This window comes from Cryobacterium sp. TMT3-29-2 (assembly GCF_004564305.1).
Lineage (GTDB): Bacteria > Actinomycetota > Actinomycetes > Actinomycetales > Microbacteriaceae > Cryobacterium > Cryobacterium sinapicolor.
In genome coordinates this window covers 1-16019 of sequence record NZ_SOGK01000010.1, presented here as the reverse complement: position 1 = coordinate 16019, position 16019 = coordinate 1, and the positions used below count along the sequence as shown (strand labels likewise).

Sequence of the window (16019 nt, the reverse complement as noted above, 5' to 3'; positions counted from 1 at the left end):
CGAGGATCAGGCAAACGGCCGCACGCGACGACGCCGCCCCGGCTGGGGACCTGGGCTGTGGACCGGGGCTGGGGACCGGGCCTGGGGACCGGGGCTGTGGATGACTTGCGCGGGCCCGCGCCGGGTGCGACATCATCGCCGGATGACACTTCGACTTGACCCTCGGTATCCGGTCGTCTGGCGCTCGCCCGACATCATCCAGGTCGGCGTCGACCGACCGCTCGCCGTGATCACCGCGCGAAGCCCGGGGCTCGAGCGGGTGCTCGCGGCCCTGTCCGTGGGGGTGCCCCGCTCGGGCGCGCTGATGATCGGGCGGGAGGGCGGGGCCTCCGACGAGGCCGTCCTGGCACTGCTCCGCGCCCTGCGGCCGGCCCTGCTGGTCACCGCGGAGACCGTTCCCGGACCCGCCCGGTTGCCCGAACCGGCGGTGGCGGCGCCGCCGCCCGGGATCTGTGTCGACGGGAACGGGCTCACGGCGGACCTGATCCGCGCCCTGATCGGCACCCTGGGTCTGACCCTGGCCGCGGCCGGGCACCCCGGCACCGGGCTGGCCGTGGTCGTGGGGCACTACGCGCTGGAACCGGAGCGGCATGGGCGCTGGCTGCGCCGGGACATCCCGCACCTGCCCGTGGTGTTCAGCGACAGCGAGGTTCGGATCGGACCGCTGGTCGAGCCGGGGGTCGGCCCCTGCCTGTACTGCCTGGAACTGGCGCACCTCGAATCCGACCCGTCGTGGGCGGCCGTCGCCTGCCAGCTGCTGAGCCGCCGGGCGCCCACGGAGACCCCGCGGGCCGGCATCGACGTGGCCGCCCTCGTCGCCGGGATCAGCCACGACCGGCTCGTCCTCGGGCGATCCACCCTGACGGAGACCGCGCTCGTCCTCGACACGGCGTCCGGCGCGCTGAAACGGCGCGGCTACCGGCCGCATGAGCGGTGCGGCTGCCGCATCGTACCTGGGAACGTGACCGCGCTGCGCGAGGCCGGGCGCCCCTCCGACCCGGTGTGACCGTGGTCCGCGCCGCTCAGGCTCAGGCTCGTGGTCAGGCGAGCCGGATCTCGTGGTCAGCCTGCCCGCGCGTGCGCTCGATCAGCCGCGCATTGGCCTCATCGGGACCGAGCGCCCAGGCTCGGGCTTGCGCCGCGGTCTTGCCGAAGCGCTCGTGCCGGGCCACCAGCCGGCCGAGACGGATGCCCCGCTCCAGCCCCACGAACAGGGTCAGGTCGAGCAGCGGCCGGGCCGCGGCCCAGCCACCCTCGTCATGCAGCAGGTAGTTGCCCTCCACCACCACGAGGCTCCGTTCCCGGCCGATCGCCACGGCACCAGGGGTCGGTTCCTCCACCTCCCGGTCGAAACCGGGCGCCACCACGGTGCCCCGGGCCGACCGGAGCAGCCGCAGCAGCGCCAGGAACCCGTCGACGTCGAACGTGTCGGGCGCTCCCATCCGGTCGCGACGGCCGAGTTCGACCAGGCGGGCCTGCGGCAGGTGGTAGCCGTCCATCGAGACCAGCTGCGCGCGCGGCAGTGCGACGGCGGCGGCGCCGGCAGGACGGGCACCGGCGTTCAGCCGGGCGACGAGCGCCTCCCCCACGGTCGACTTTCCCGACCCCGGGGCGCCGGCCAAGCCGACGAGGGTGCGCGGGCCGGCATCCGTCGCCCGCCCGCGTCGGGTTTCGGCAGCCCGGACGGCCAGAGCGACCTCGTCGAGGGTGCGGAGCAGTGCCATCGGAGGCGCTCAGCCGGCCGGGCGGTCGAGTCGGAGGCCCGGCGCGGAGTCGAAGACGAATTCGGCCCAGAGGCGGTAACCGAGGGCGCTCGGGTGGAACTCGTCGCTGGCGAAGAAGCCGTCGACGTAGGGCGGCGGGGTGGGGATCGCGACGACCCCGTCGAGACCCTCGACGGCCAGGCGGGCGCCGGTGTCGAGGCTTGCGGCGTGCCGGGCGAGGGTGGCGCGGAGGGGTTCGGGCAGCAGCGCGAACCGGTCGAAACGCGGCATCAGCGACACGAGCACGGCCGCCTGCGGCGCCGCGGCCCGGAGGGCGAGCACGATCCGGCGCACGTCGTTCGTGAAGGCGTTCCGAGAGCGCAGCCCCAGGGCGTCGTTCGCGCCGATGGTCAGCAGGGCCAGGTCGAAGGGCACGGCGGCGGCATCCGTCAGGAAGCGCGCGCGCACGTCTCGGGCCGTGGCGCCGTTCTCGCCGATCGCCCGCCAGGTGCTGCCCCGGCCCCAACGTTCGGACACCTCGTGGGCGATCCAGCCCGGCAGTGCCTCGGCCTGGGTCTCGGCGCCCACACCGGCCGCGGTCGAGTCGCCAAGCACGAGGATGCGCAGCGGGTCGGGGCCGGGCCGGGACCCGGTCCACGGGAGGGCGGCGTCGGGCAGCCGGGGCGTTTCGCGGCGCAGCCGGCGCGCCTGCGTCACCAGCAGCGGCGCGTAGGGAACCGCGGCCAGGCGCGTGAACGGGAAAGTGGGCACGCCCCGAGGCTACCCCGCGCCTTGGGTCAGGCGCGGCGGGCGCCGGGCGCACGCACGCCGCGGGCGCCGATCTCGGCCAGGAACCGGGAGCGCTCCCGGGGGCTGCGCTGCTGATGGCCCGCGGCCGACCAGCTGAGGGACAGTCGTTTACGGGCGCGGGTGATGCCCACATAGAGCAGCCGGCGTTCCTCGTCGATCTGCTCGAAGGTTCCCGCGTAGCTGATCGGCACCAGCCCCTCGGATAGCCCGATCAGGAAGACGGCGTCCCATTCGAGTCCCTTCGCGGAGTGCAGCGTCGCCAGGGTGACCGCGGACACCGTCGGCTCGTGCTGGCCGGCCTGGCGCTCCATCAGCTCGTCGGTGAACTGGCGGAACGTGGTCTCCGGGGCCGCCTGGTCGACCAGACCCATGATCGCGTTCAGCGACTCCCACCGGTCGCGCACCGCGCCCTGGGCCTCCGGCGCGCTCTGGCTCCAGCCGAGGGAGCGCAGCACATCGCTGACCGACTTGAACAGGGGTTCGCCGATGATCGACACGGATGCCGCGCGCAGCTGCATCACCGCCTGCTTGACCTCGGCCAGGTCGAAGAACCGCTTCGACCCCCGGATCTGGTAGCTGACCCCCACATCCCCGAGGGCGGTTTCGAGCATGGCGGCCTGCACGTTCACCCGGAACAGCACGGCGATGTCCTCCGGGCGGGTGCCGGCCTCGATCAGCTCGACGATGTGCTGGGCGACGCCGCGGGCCTCCGCCATGTCGCTCGGGTACTCGCGCACCCCCGGTTCGTCCCCGGTCTCGCTGGCATGGGCGCGCAGGGTGAGGGCGCCGGCGCGCCCGCGCATGAGCTGGTTGGCGGTGGCGACGATCGAACCCGTCGACCGGTAGTTCTGCTCGAGGCGCACGACGGTGGCATCCTCCCAGCGCTTGGGGAAGTCGAGCAGGTAGTCGCTGCGGGCGCCCGCGAAGGAGTAGATGGTCTGGCTGGCGTCGCCGACGACGCAGAGATCGCGCCGCTCCCCCAGCCAGAGCGAGAGCAGGTCATGCTGCAGCGGGGAGACGTCCTGGTACTCATCCACCACGAAGAAGCGGTATTGCTCGCGCACCTGCAGGGCGACGGATGGCTCGGCCTCGATCATCCCGGCCATCGCCAGCAGCACATCCTCGAAGTCGATCTGCTTGCGGTCGTTTTTAAGACGCTCGTAGCTCTCCATCATGGCCAGCACCTGGTCCACGTCGAGCCGGCCGGGCAGGCTGCGCCGGGCGATGCCGGCCCCGTAGGCCTCGATGCCGATTCCGGAGGTCTTGCGCCATTCGATCTCGGCGGCCAGGTCGCGGAGGGTGGCCGTGTCCAGCTTGAGTTTGAGGGTCTCGGCGGCGTGCCCGAGCAGGCGGCCCTTGCCGTCTAGGATGCGGGGCGCCTGGCCGCCGACGACGTGCGGCCAGAAGTAGTTCAGCTGGGACAGGGCCGCCGAGTGGAACGTGCGGGCGGCGACGCCGCCGGCGCCGAGCTGCCGCAGCCGGCCGCGCAGCTCCGCGGCGGCGCGTGCCGTGAAGGTGAGGGCCATCACCCGGGTCGGCGAGTAGGCCCCGGTCATCACGCCGTAGGCGATGCGGTGGGTGATGGCCCGGGTCTTACCGGTCCCGGCGCCGGCGAGCATGCACACCGGACCCACGAGCGCTTCGGCCGCCACCCGCTGCTGGTCGTCGAGGCCGGCCAGCAGGGACCCGGCGGTCAGCGCCATCCGTGCGCCTCGTCGGGACCGAAGTCGAGGGGTTCACCGAGCCAGTGCTCGATGATCGCCCGGGCGATCGAGGAGCGGCCGGGGAGGATGATGGCGTCTCCGGAGGCCCGCAGCTCGTCCCGGCTGAACCAGCGCAGGTCGAGGATCTCCTCCCCGTCGGGGAGCAGTGCCGCCGGAGCCTGCCCGTCGGCGAGCCGGGCCGTGAAGCCGAACATGATCGAGGCCGGGAACGGCCAGGGCTGGGAGCCGAGGTAGACCGGGTCGGTCACGCGGAGGCCGGACTCCTCGAACATCTCCCGGATGACGGCCGCCTCGAGCGATTCGCCCGGTTCGACGAAGCCGGCCAGGAGCGAGTAGCGGTTGCCCTCCCAGAGGGCGTTCGAGCCGAGCAGGATGCGGTCGTCGGCATCGGTGATCAGCACGATCACGGCCGGGTCGGTGCGCGGAAACACCTGGCCGCCGCAGTCGGGGCAGCGTCTGGTCCAGCCGGCGTTCTCGACCAGGGTCGCCGTGCCGCAGCGCGGGCAGTGGGCGTGCGAGGCGTGCCAGTTCACGACGCCGACCGTCTCGGTGAACAGTCCCGCGTCGCGGTCGGACAGGGTGGTCGCCACCTGGCGGAGCGGAGCCCAGAGGGACTCGTCGGGTTCGAGCGCCATCGCCTCCTGATCGGTCAGCACGGCCGCGACCAGCGGGGTGCCCACGGGCTCGGCCACCTGCTCGGCGAGGGAACGGCCGAGGTAGAGCCGGAACTCGCCGGCGGGGACCCGGTCGGGCGCCAGCAGGCGCAGTCGGACAGGGCCCGTGGCTGCCATCAGAGCGGAGCCTCGCCGGAGTGCGAGCACGCGCGTTCCGGCATCCGCCTGCAGCGTGTCGAGCAGGCCAGGGGTGGAGCGCGCCTCACCGTCGCGGTCGGTCGCGTGTCGGGAAAGCGGCAGCCGGGATGTGAACGCAAACGACATGGTGCTCCTCGGTCTCGGACAGACTGCCGAAGTTGTGTCGAGGCGTGGCGAACAACCGCGCCGAGGGGAAGTCGACCTAACCTAGAAGGTATGGTCAGATCCCCTCTCACTCTAGCCGCGCTGGCCACTGCCGCCGTTCCCGATCTCGACGTCGTCCAGGTACGCCTGCACGGCTCCGTCGCGCGTTCCCATGAAGCCAACGGCGCGTTCGATTCCGCGCTGCTGATCGACCGCGACGACCGTGCCCTCATCATCCGGGTTCCCGCCTCGCAGGCCGCCGAGACCGAGCAGTCCGCCGACCTGGTGGCGCTGCGGGCGCTCACTGTCGGCAACCGCAGCCGCCTCCCCTTCGACGTGCCGCAGTTCGTGGGCCAGGCGCCGCTCAGCGGCACCCGGGCCGTCGTCTACGAGTTCCTGGAGGGCGATTCGTTCGGCGCGGATGCCCTCACCGGCCACGCGGGCGTGTCCGGTTCGATCGGGCGGGCCATCGCCGCGGTGCACTCCCTGCCGACCGCCTTCGTCGGCACCGCCGGACTGCCGCAGCAGAGCGCCCAGGAATGCCGCACCGGCACCATCGCCCTGATCGACCGGGCGGCCGCCACGGGCTACCTGCCCGCCGCGATCCTGCGCCGCTGGGAACAGGCCACCGACGACGACGGGCTCTGGCAGTTCGCGCCCTGCGTGGTGCACGGGTCGCTGTCGGCCGACTCCTTCCTGATCGCCGACGACTCCGTCTCCGGGGTTCTCGGCTGGTCCGCCCTGAGCGTGGGTGACCCGGCCCGCGACCTGCACTGGCTGCTCGCCTCCCGCGGGGCGGCCGGCGAAACCGCCGTCGCGTCGTATGCGTCGGCCCGCCAGGGCAACGACCCGAGGATCACGCAGCGGGCGATGCTCTATGCGGAGCTGGAACTGGCCCGCTGGCTGCTGCACGGCACGGACACCCGCAACCAGGGCATCGTCGACGACGCCGTGGCCATGCTCGACGGACTGGTGGACAACGTGCACCAGTCCACGTCGCATCCATTGTCACCGCCCACCGGCCCTGTCCTCGACGTCGCCGGGGTGGAGAGCATGCTCAAGTCCACGCCGCGCGGCATCCCCCGCCGCGACCTGGGCGGGGCCATGCACACCGACGCCTACAACCTCTCGGAGTTCGGCAGCGACTTCGAGGACGACGACGCGACCGGCTCGGGCTCGTCCTCGTCATCGTCATCGCCCGACGATGCCGCCACCGGTGCGATCGAGATCGTGGGTGACTCCGCCGTCAGCCGAACGGATGACCAGGCCCGCACCAGGTCCTCCTCGGAGTAGAGCCGGTCGGGCGCGACGAGCGTGTCGTCCGCCACGAAGTAGAACACCGCGTCGACGGTCTCCGGGTCGATGCCCTTCCAGCGTGCGTAGGCGAGCCGGTAGAGGGCCAGCTGGGTCTGCTTGAGTTCGAGGTCCGCCGCGCTCGACGGTGCCCGGCCGGTCTTCCAATCGACCACCTGGTACCCCGTCTCGGTGCGATAGACCGCGTCGAGCTTGCAGACGAAGACCTGCCCGGCCAGCACGTGGTGGATCTCGATCTCGACCTCTTCGGGCTGCCGCGCCGCCCACGGCGACTGCTCGAAGGTGCGCTGAAGCCGTTCGAGCTGCGCCTGCTCCAGCGGCTGGTTCTGATCGAGGTCGAGGTCGAACGCATCGGGGTCCTGGTCGCCGAGGTCCAGTTCGTTCTCGCCCGCGTCGATCAGGTCACCGCCCGACGCTCCGCCGGCGCGCTGCTCTACCCAGGAGTGGAACAGGGTGCCCAGCCGGGTGGCCCGGTAGGGCCGTTCGGGCATGGGCCGGCGGAGAGCGTCGGCCACCCCCACCGGGTCGTCGATGTAGTCCTTGAACCGGGACGCCGGGATGCGCGTGGGCAGCGGGGTGGTACCCGCGCCGGCGAGGCGCAGCATCCGTTCCTCGAGCAGCAGGGTGACCGCGTCGGACCACCGGGTGACGCGTTCGGTCTCGGCCTCGCCGCGCACCCGGGCGGCCGCCCCCTCGACGAGGGGCCGGCGGGTGCCGAGTGGGTCGAAGGGCCAGTGCTCCTCGGCGCCCGCGCCGGCGGCGGGCTTCTCGCCGTGCGCGCTGCTTTCCGGCAGTGCGTCGATCAGGCCGGCCTCGGCGAGCTCCTCGAGGTAGCGGCTGGGCGTGCGCACGGTGCTGCCGCCGCCCCAGTACGAGCCGGTGAGCAGCAACTCCCGCTGCGCCCGGGTCGTGGCCACATAGATCAGGCGCCGCTCCTCGTCGTCGTGGCGCGCGGCGAGCTGCTCCTTGTAGGCCTGGAATTCGGTGTCGAACGACAGGTGGGTCTCGTGCTCCTGCCAGGCCAGCTCGGGCAGCTCGGCCCGGTCGCCGCGGAACGGGTAGGGCAGCTCGCCGAACTTCAGCCAGCCGGCCCCCTCCCGGGTCTGTGCCGGCAGGCTCTTCTCGGTCAGGTTGGGGATGGCCACGTAGTCCCATTCGAGCCCCTTGGCCCCGTGGATGGTGAGCAGCTGCACGGTGCCGCTCTCGCCCGGCTCGACCCGCGGGCCCATGTCGTCGAAGGCTGCGGCCCGGCTCAGCCAGCGCAGGAAGCCGGCCAGGCTGCCGACCTCGTCGCTGGCGAGGAATGCGGAGACGGTGTCGTGGAACGCGTAGAGGTTGGCCAGACCCAGGCTGTTGGCTTCGTTGGCGACGAGTTCGACGTCGAGTAGGAGCTCCTGCTCGATCAGCCGCACGAAGTCGAGCAGCGGCAGGCCGGCCCGCGCACGCAGCCAGGCCAGCTGGCGGCCGGCGGCCCGCACCCGGGCCCGGCCGGCGTCGCTGAAGCCGGTGAGCTGCCCGTGGGTCTCGGGGGCGGCAGCCACGAAGTCGAGGGCGTCCACGAGCGAGGCACCCTCGTCGACGGCGACGGATGCCCGCATCTTCTCCTTGAGTTCCTGCGTCACCGCCTGCTGGGCCCAGTCGTGTGCCGCCAGCCAGCGCGCCACGGCCGCGAGGTGCTGCAGGTCGCGGGGGCCGACCCGGTAGCGGCCGCTGGCGAGCAGGCGCACCAGTTCGCTGCCGGCGGCGGGATCATGCACGACCCGCAGCACGCAGACCACGTCGGTGACCTCCGGGGTGGACAGCAGCCCGCCGAGACCGAGCACGTGGGCGCGCACACCGCGTTCCCGCAGCATCTCGGCGAAGAACTCCATCTCGCGCCGGGCCCGGAACAGCATCGCGCCGGTCTTCTCACTGCCCGGGGTGAGGCGTTCGGCGAACCAGTCCGCCACCACCCGGGCCTCGTCGGCGATGGTCTCCTGCATCGACGCCTCGACCCGGCCGTTCGCCTTTCCGGCCGGAACCGTGAGGGTGTCGACCTGGATGCCGTCTGGCCGGGCCCGGAGCGCGACGCTCAGCGGAGACACCAGCGTGTTTGCGGTGTCGAGCACCGTGACCGGGTTTCGCCAGGTGACGGAGAGGCTCATCGACGGCGACTCGCGGTTGGAGAGGCCGGCGAAGCTCTGCGAGAAGCCCAGCAGGTTCGCTGAACTGGCCCCGCGCCAGCCGTAGATGGACTGGTGCGGGTCGCCGACGGCCATCACCGGATGCCGGCTGAAGAGCGTGTGCAGCAGCTCGGTCTGCAGCACGGAGGTGTCCTGGTACTCGTCGAGCAGCACCACCCGGTACTGGTCGCGGTAGCGCGTGACGACCTGTTCCACCTTCTGGCAGACCTGCAGGGCGAGGGCTACCTGGTCGGAGAACTCGATCAGCCCGAGCCGGCGCTTCTCCAGGGCGTAGCGCTCGGCGAGCTCGCACAGAACGGGCAACGGCTCCACGGCCGCGAGTGACTCGGCGACCGAGGCGTACGGGATCTTCTTGCGCGGGTTGCCGTAGGGCAGGTCCCGCAGGTAGCCGAAGCCCGCGGCGAGGCCGGCCAGGTCGTGGGGCGCGGCCGGATCGCCGGGGACGAAACGCGGGGGGTTCTCGGCGAGGGAGCGGCTGAAGGCAAGCACGGCATCCGTCACCGCGTCGAGCTTCTTGCCGAAGGGCACGAGCCGGTTGTCGCCGTGCTCGATCACCACCCGCCGGGCCAGCAGCCAGGCGCTGGTCTCGCTGAGCAGCACCGACTCGGGTTCGCGCCCGAGGAGCAGCGCGTTGTCGGTGAACAGGCGGCTGGCGAACGAGTTGTAGGTCGACACGGTGGGCGCGTCGAACAGGTCGGCGGAATCGATCGTGACCGCGCCCGCCGCGGGCTCCGGCGGTTTCGGCAGCAGCCCCTCCGCGTCGAGCTGGTCGATGCGGTCACGGATGCGCTCGGACAGTTCGCCGGCTGCCTTGCGGGTGAAGGTGAGGCCGAGGATCTGATCGGGCCGGGCGTGCCCGTTCGCGAGCAGCCAGAGCACCCGGTTGGCCATGGTCTCGGTCTTGCCGCTGCCGGCGCCGGCCACCACCAGGGTGGGTGCCAGCGGCGCCTCGATCACGGCCTGCTGTTCAGGCGTCGGCGGGAACATGCCCAGCGCCGCCGCGATCTGGAGGGCCGAGATCGGGAGCAGGGCGACGGACTGGTTCATGAGCTGACCTGCTTGATGACGTGGATTCGGCAAGACCCGTGCGAGCGCGGGTCGAGGCAGTGGGAACTGATTTCGGCGAGGAAGGTGGCGCCGCCCATGCCGGCGGCGTCCCGGCCGACCCGGGTGCGGAAGGCCGCGAGCTCCTCCGGGGTGAAGGTGGGCTGGGTGGGATTACGGTAGTTCTGCTTGACGGTGCCGCTGGACACGATCAGGAGGCGTGCTCCGGCGAGCGGCATCCCGGCGGGGATGCCCTCGATCGCCCCCTCGTTGAATGCGAGCTGGTAGGCACCGAGCTGAGGATGTTCGGCCACCCCGGCGTCGCTGATCGGGTCGCCGCGACCCGTCTTCAGGTCGACGATGACCGCCCGCCCGTCGCCGAGCCGTTCGACCCGGTCGACCGTGCCGGAGAGCACGGCGCCGTCGACGTCGAGCTGGAAGGTTCCCTCCGCGCTGAGCAGGCTGCCGCCGCCGCGGTCGAAGTCGAGCAGGTAGGACGCGAGCCGGTCGGTCAGCGTGCGCGCCTCGACCTTCTGCACGCGGGACTGCCAGTCGGCGTCGAATTGCAGTTCGCCCCAGCGCGCCTCCACCCCGGCCCAGAGCGCGTCGGGGGTGCGGTCGGTGGAGTCCTCCATCACCTTGTGGATGATCGTGCCGAGGTTCGCGGCGGTGTTGGAGGTGCCGCCGCCGACCTGCCCGATCACCCAGTGCAGCGGGCAGGTCTCGAAGGCGGCCATCCGCGACGGTGAGACGCGCACCGGGGCATCGCCGGCCTCCGGGTCGTTGAGCGGGCGCACGGAGCTGGGTTCGTTCAGGCCGTACCACTGCTCGGGGGCGGCGCCGGCCACGTTCTCCCGGGCCAGCCGGGCCAGGGTCGCGGCGGCATCCGTGGCCCGGCTCACGGCCTCGTCGCCCTGGGCCGCGGTCCCCCGGGTCAGGTCGCGGCGGAGCCGGCCCACCAGTCCGCGCAGGGAGAGCGGGTAGCGGCTGATGTCACCGGGCTCCCCCGCCGTTCGCGGCGCGGGCTTCGGCAATAGCCTCAGGAAGACCGAGGGCTGGTTCTCCTCATTGTCGATGGCCGTCACCAGCAGTTCGGTGCGGGCGCGACTGGCCGCCTGGGCGAACATGCGCAGCTCATCGTGCAGCACGGCCGTGCGGGCACCGGCCTCCTCCGGGCGGCGGCCGGCGGCGAGCGCGGCCAGGTCGTCGGCTCCGAGCAGGGAACCACGGATGCGCAGGTCGGGCCAGACGTTCTCCTGCACCCCGGCGATCACGACGACGGCGAATTCGCGGCCGATCAGGCCGCTCGGGGTGGACACCACGACCGCGTCGCCGAGCGCGCGCGGGGCGAGGGTGTCCTCGGGCACGTCGGTGTCGACGAGGTGCTCGAGGAACAGGACCGGCGGGGCGGCCGGGGTGCGCTCCACATAGCGCTGCGCGGCGGAGAAGAGGGCCACCACGGCGTCGAGGTTGTGGTTGGCCTCATCGGCGACGATGCCCGTGCCTGCGGACTGTTCCTTCCACTCACGGGCGAGGCCGCTGCGCTGCCAGAGACCCCAGAGCAGTTCCTCGATCGTTGCGCCGGCCGCGTATTCCACGGCGGCGGCCCGGAGGCTTTCGCCGCAGCCGGCGGCGCGGCGGGCCGTGCGGTTGTCGATGGCGGACAGCAGGCCCGGGTTGGTGAGTGCCTCCACCAGGAGTTCGTCGGCGGAGCGGTTGCGGTCGGCGTTCAGCTCCTGCAGGCGCAGCGCCGCACGCAGGCGCCGCAGGGTGATCGGGTCGAGGCCGCCGAGCGGGCCGCGGAGCAGCAGGGTCGCCTCCTCTGGCCCGAGCGGCTTGCGGCCCAGAGTCACCTCGAGCGCGAGGATGAAGGCCCGCACGGCGAAGTCGTCGCGCAGCGCGGTCTGCGCGCTCGACGCCTGGGTGGGCACCTCGAGCGCGGCGAGGCCCTTGGACAGGGAGGGCACGAGCGAGCCGCTGCGTACGACGACGGCCATCTCCCCCCACGGGATGCCGCCGAGCACGTGCCGTTCCCGCAGTCGGCGGGCGATCACGGCCAGCTGGTCGGCGGGGCTGTCCGCGAGCATGGCCTGCACGGGGTTCGGCTCCTGCAGAGGCTCGGCGGGCGCCACCGGTCGGGCAGGCTCGGCGACCGGAACGCTGGCGGCGAACCGCTGGGTGCCGGCGGACGCGGCCCCGATGCGGTGAGTGATCCCCCGCACCACCCCGCGGATAGCCGCGTCGTGCCGGTACACCGTGTCGAGCACGAGGGTCGGCAGCACGGTGCCGGAGAGGTACGTGCCCAGCCGGCCGAGGGCATCCGGGTGGGCGCCGTGGAACGAGCCGGTGCTGATGTCGGGGTCGCCGAACGCGATGACTCCCACGCCGCGTGCCGCGAACTGCGCGAGCAGGGTCAGGTTGGCCTGGGTGAGTTCCTGCGCGTCGTCGAGCACGATCAGGCGCAGGCCGCCGAGGGAGCCGAGCGCCGCGGAACCGGCCGGCGCCCCGGCCACGACGGCCGCGGCGAACTGGGCCAGTTCGGTGGAGTCGTACTGGCCGGGCCGGGACTGGTCCTTCACGTCTTCGTAGCCGCGGATGAACTCGGCCGCGGCCACCCATTCCGGGCGCTGCTCGCTGCGGCCGAGGTCGAGGAGCGCTTGCGGGGTCACGCCGTATTCGACCGCGCGCATCATCAGGTCGCGCAGCTGGGTGCGGAACCCGCGCAGGCTGCGCACGTCGGCGCCGAGGGTGTCGGGCCAGTCCGGTGCGGTGCGCTGAAGCGGAGCCTGCGCCTCGCCCTGCGCGGCCTCGGCCTGGTCCTGCCGGTGCCCCTCGAGCAGCTCGGCGATGATCTGGTCCTGTTCGCCGCCGGTGAGCAGGGTGGGTGCCGGGCCACCCGCGCGGGCCACGGCATCCCGCACGATCTGGAACGCGACCGAATTCGCGGTGCGGGCCAGCGGCCCGTTGGTGGGCACGCCGAGCCGCAGTGCGAGCCGGTCACGGAGGGCCGTCGCGCCCGTACGGGTCGGCACGAGCACCAGAACCTCGCTGGGCGAATACCCCTGGCCGAGGACGCACTCGGCGACGAGTTCCACCAGCGTGGTGGTCTTGCCGGTGCCGGGGGCGCCGATCACGGCGCCGCTGACTCCCGCCGCGGGGTGGCGGGTCCCGACGGTCAGGGGCGGCTCTGCGACCAGCGCCAGAACGGCGCGCTGCGAGTCGTCGAGGACCACCGAATCGGGGTCGGTACGGAGCGGGATTCCCAGGGTTGTCACGTTTTCAAAGCTACCGGGTTGCGCCGACAGTGAACGGTGTCGGGCCGGTGCACGGTTCTGTCGTAATCTGGGCGCTTAGGCAACGAAAGGCGCATCTGGTGGATATCCGCATTGGCATCTTCAATTCTCCCCGTGAGATTGGCTTCGAGACTTCACAGCCCGCTAACGAGGTCGAGGAGACGGTTGCTGCCGCCCTCGCCGGGCAGAGCGGGTACCTGAAGCTCTCCGACAGCAAGGGCAAGGTCTACATCGTTCCGACCGTCGGGCTCGCGTACGTGGAGCTGGGCTCCGAGGAGTCCCGCCGCGTCGGCTTCGTCGCCTAAGCAACCGTGGAACTCCTCTTCATCGCCCTCGGCGGTGCGGTTCTGGGGATCGCCGCGCGGTATGCCCTGCCGGGCCGCATGACGCACGGCGCGGTCCTCGTGCCGGCCATCGGCACGGCGGTCGCGTCCACCGTCTGGGTGGCGCTGACCTGGCTCGGTCTGCCCTGGAATGAAGGCTGGATCTGGTGGGTCACCCTCGGGGTGACCGCGTTGGCATCCGTTGCCGCCGACCTGGCCCTGGTGCGCACGCGCACCGCAGGTGACGAGCGGATGCTGCACACCCTGCTGCGCGACGGGCACCCGACCGGCGCCTGACGGTGACCCCCGAAGGCGGCCGGTGCTTCGGCGCCGGCCGCCTTTTCGGCATGCCCGAGGGGATGTCCAGCGCAGCGAAGCGGGCAGGGCAGGCGGGCGAACGGGTCAGGCTGTCAGGCCGCCAGGCGGTCAGGCCGCCAGGCGGTCAGGCGGTCAGGCCGAGCCCGTCCATGCGCCGCGTGTGCGCGGCGATGAGCTCGGTGAACACCGGTTCGATCCGGGACTCGTCGGCGGTGATGCCCTCCATCGGCAGGGCCGAGCGGGCGACCAGCAGGGTGTCCCCGACCAGGCGGCGTCCCCACAGGGCCAGGTGCGACCCGAGCGCGGGCGCGGCGCCGATGGCGGCCTTCAGATGGGTGACGAGAACCTCGGTTCCGGCGTCCTGGCCGAGCAGGTGCGCCACCCGCGGGCCCACGTCGCCGGGCAGCCCGTCGGACAGCCGGATGAAGAAGTCGTCGAGCAACCCCCCGGCGAGATAGCAGCTGAGCAGGAGCTCGTACCAGTCGGCGCCGGCCGTCTGCCCGCGGAACGTGTCGAGGCGGGGCGCGAACGGCTCCATCACCTCGGACGGCTCACCGCCGCGGCGACGGATCTCGGCCACGAGCCCCTGGTGCTTGGCGAGGGCCCGGCCGGCGGCGACGCTCAGCTGCTCCTTCGCGGTGAGGTCCGGAGACAACGAGATGGCCAGGGCAAGGTTCTCGAACATGCCGAGTTGGAAGTAGGCCGCCTGGCCGAGGTAGGGCAGCAGCTCCGGGGTGAAGCCGGCAATGTCGACTTTCGTGGTCGACTGACGTACCCGCCGCGTCGGTTGCCGGGGTGCCTCCACGCGCTTCCCGCGCCGATCAGTCCACATGATCACACGCTCAGCTTAGGACAGTGCCGCGCCCGCACCGCGGGTTCCGGCCCCGCCGGCGCGAATCGGCACGCCGCGGTGCGGTATAAGAGACTTCCCAGGGCCGCCCGATAAGGTGGGACCACGCCATCGGCATGGATCGGTGGTTAGGTGCCCGAAGCAAAAGACGGGCGCATCCCGCTTCCAGCTAATGACAAGGCAATAATTCGTGACTTTCTCCGAACTCAATATCGACCAGGACATGGTTCAGGCTCTCGCTGATAAAGGCATCATCGAGCCCTTCCCCATCCAGGTGCAGACCATCCCCCTCGCCCTGAGCGGCCAGGACATCATCGGCCAGGCCAAGACCGGCACCGGCAAGACCCTCGGCTTCGGCCTTCCGATCATCCAGCGCCTCGGGCTCGATCCCGCGCCGGGCGTGCAGGTTCTCGTCGTCGTTCCGACCCGCGAGCTGTGCGTGCAGGTCTCCGAAGACCTCGAGATGGCCTCGAGCAACCGCAACACCAAGGTCGTCTCCATCTACGGCGGCAAGGCCTACGAGGGCCAGATCGAGGCTCTCAAGGCCGGCGCGCAGATCGTCGTCGGCACCCCCGGCCGTCTTCTCGACCTCGCGAGCCAGCGCCTGCTCAGCCTCGCCAACGTGAGCGAGATGGTGCTCGACGAAGCCGACAAGATGCTCGACCTCGGTTTCCTCGCCGACATCGAGAAGCTGTTCTCGCAGACGCCGTCCACCCGCCACACCATGCTGTTCTCGGCCACGATGCCGGGCCCGATCGTCGCCCTGGCGCGCCGGTTCATGAACCGCCCGATCCACATCCGGGCGACCGACCCCGACGAGGGTCTGATGCAGGCCAACATCGAGCACCTCGTCTACCGCGCTCACAACATGGACAAGGACGAGGTGATCGGCCGCATCCTGATGGCCGACGGCCGCGGCAAGACCGTGATCTTCACCCGCACCAAGCGCGCCGCCGCCAAGCTGGTCGAGGAACTCGGCGACCGCGGGTTCAACGCCACGGCCGTGCACGGCGACCTCAACCAGGAACAGCGCGAACGCGCCATGGCCTCGTTCAAGGCCGGCAAGAAGGACATCCTGATCGCCACGGATGTCGCCGCGCGCGGCATCGACGTCGACGACGTCACCCACGTGATCAACCACACCATCCCCGAGGACGAGAAGGCGTACCTGCACCGCGTGGGACGCACCGGCCGCGCGGGCAAGACCGGGATCGCGGTCACGTTCGTCGACTGGGACGACATGCACAAGTGGACGCTGATCAACAACGCGCTGGACTTCGGGACGCCGGTTCCAATGGAGACCTACTCGTCGTCGCCGCACCTCTACACCGACTTGAACATCCCGGCCGGGTCGAAGGGTCGCCTCCGCGCGTCGCCGATCCGCGAGACCGCCGCCTCGGCCGCCCGCACGGGTGGCGCAGGCCGGTCCGGCGGGGGCCGCACGGGTGGCGACTCCGCGCGGTCCGGCTCCGGCCGGTCCGGTGCCGGCCACTCCGGTGCC

11 protein-coding genes and 1 pseudogene are annotated in these 16019 nt (G+C 71.9%); 5 read left to right on the top strand and 7 right to left on the bottom strand.

Annotated elements, in window-relative coordinates:
• Positions 1-142: 142 nt before the first annotated feature.
• Positions 143-1006, top strand: a complete 864-nt coding sequence (locus E3O67_RS00715; protein ID WP_135101426.1) for a hypothetical protein — start codon at positions 143-145, stop codon at positions 1004-1006.
• A gap of 34 nt (positions 1007-1040) precedes the next feature.
• Here the strand turns inward: E3O67_RS00715 and E3O67_RS00710 are convergent, their stop codons facing one another.
• From E3O67_RS00710 to nudC, 4 genes are read right to left on the bottom strand one after another with little or no spacing between them, the layout of a single operon-like run.
• Positions 1041-1724 carry a nucleoside/nucleotide kinase family protein gene (locus tag E3O67_RS00710; protein WP_134427113.1) on the bottom strand — a complete coding sequence of 228 codons (684 nt, stop codon included), beginning with the start codon at positions 1722-1724 and terminating at the stop codon, positions 1041-1043.
• A 9-nt stretch (positions 1725-1733) separates the two neighbouring features.
• Positions 1734-2474, bottom strand: coding sequence for an SGNH/GDSL hydrolase family protein (locus E3O67_RS00705; RefSeq protein WP_134427115.1), 741 nt, complete (start codon positions 2472-2474; stop codon positions 1734-1736).
• A 26-nt stretch (positions 2475-2500) separates the two neighbouring features.
• Positions 2501-4216, bottom strand: a complete 1716-nt coding sequence (locus E3O67_RS00695) for an ATP-dependent helicase (RefSeq protein WP_135101424.1) — start codon at positions 4214-4216, stop codon at positions 2501-2503.
• Positions 4207-5175 carry an NAD(+) diphosphatase gene (gene nudC, locus E3O67_RS00690; RefSeq protein ID WP_134427118.1) on the bottom strand — a complete coding sequence of 323 codons (969 nt, stop codon included), beginning with the start codon at positions 5173-5175 and terminating at the stop codon, positions 4207-4209. Before nudC ends, E3O67_RS00695 begins: the two co-directional genes overlap by 10 nt.
• Before the next feature lie 90 nt (positions 5176-5265).
• Between nudC and E3O67_RS17685 the strand changes: the two are divergent.
• Positions 5266-6027 (top strand): annotated as a pseudogene (locus tag E3O67_RS17685) (phosphotransferase); the annotation flags it as partial.
• 284 nt (positions 6028-6311) lie between these two features.
• Here E3O67_RS17685 and E3O67_RS00680 read toward each other — a convergent pair.
• Both E3O67_RS00680 and E3O67_RS00675 read right to left on the bottom strand, forming a co-directional pair.
• Positions 6312-9737: an ATP-dependent DNA helicase gene (locus E3O67_RS00680; protein ID WP_135101420.1), complete on the bottom strand. Its 3426-nt coding sequence runs from the start codon at positions 9735-9737 to the stop codon at positions 6312-6314.
• Positions 9734-13009: an ATP-dependent DNA helicase gene (locus tag E3O67_RS00675; RefSeq protein ID WP_135101418.1), complete on the bottom strand. Its 3276-nt coding sequence runs from the start codon at positions 13007-13009 to the stop codon at positions 9734-9736. The genes E3O67_RS00680 and E3O67_RS00675 overlap by 4 nt, the downstream gene beginning before the upstream one ends.
• A gap of 98 nt (positions 13010-13107) precedes the next feature.
• Here E3O67_RS00675 and E3O67_RS00670 point away from each other — a divergent pair, with 98 nt between their 5' ends.
• The gene (locus E3O67_RS00670; protein ID WP_134427126.1) at positions 13108-13332 is read left to right on the top strand and encodes a DUF3107 domain-containing protein; all 225 of its coding nucleotides are present in this window, start codon (positions 13108-13110) and stop codon (positions 13330-13332) included.
• A gap of 6 nt (positions 13333-13338) precedes the next feature.
• Entirely contained in the window at positions 13339-13647 is a 309-nt protein-coding gene (locus tag E3O67_RS00665; protein ID WP_135101416.1) for a hypothetical protein, read from the top strand.
• A gap of 145 nt (positions 13648-13792) precedes the next feature.
• On the opposite strand, the gene E3O67_RS00660 is transcribed toward E3O67_RS00665, so the two are convergent.
• Complete coding sequence (locus E3O67_RS00660; RefSeq protein WP_174776777.1) at positions 13793-14500, bottom strand: ferritin-like fold-containing protein; 708 nt, start codon at positions 14498-14500, stop codon at positions 13793-13795.
• A 208-nt stretch (positions 14501-14708) separates the two neighbouring features.
• Between E3O67_RS00660 and E3O67_RS00655 the strand changes: the two genes are divergently transcribed.
• The coding region (locus tag E3O67_RS00655) for a DEAD/DEAH box helicase (protein ID WP_135101414.1) at positions 14709-16019 on the top strand (1311 nt) is incomplete at its 3' end.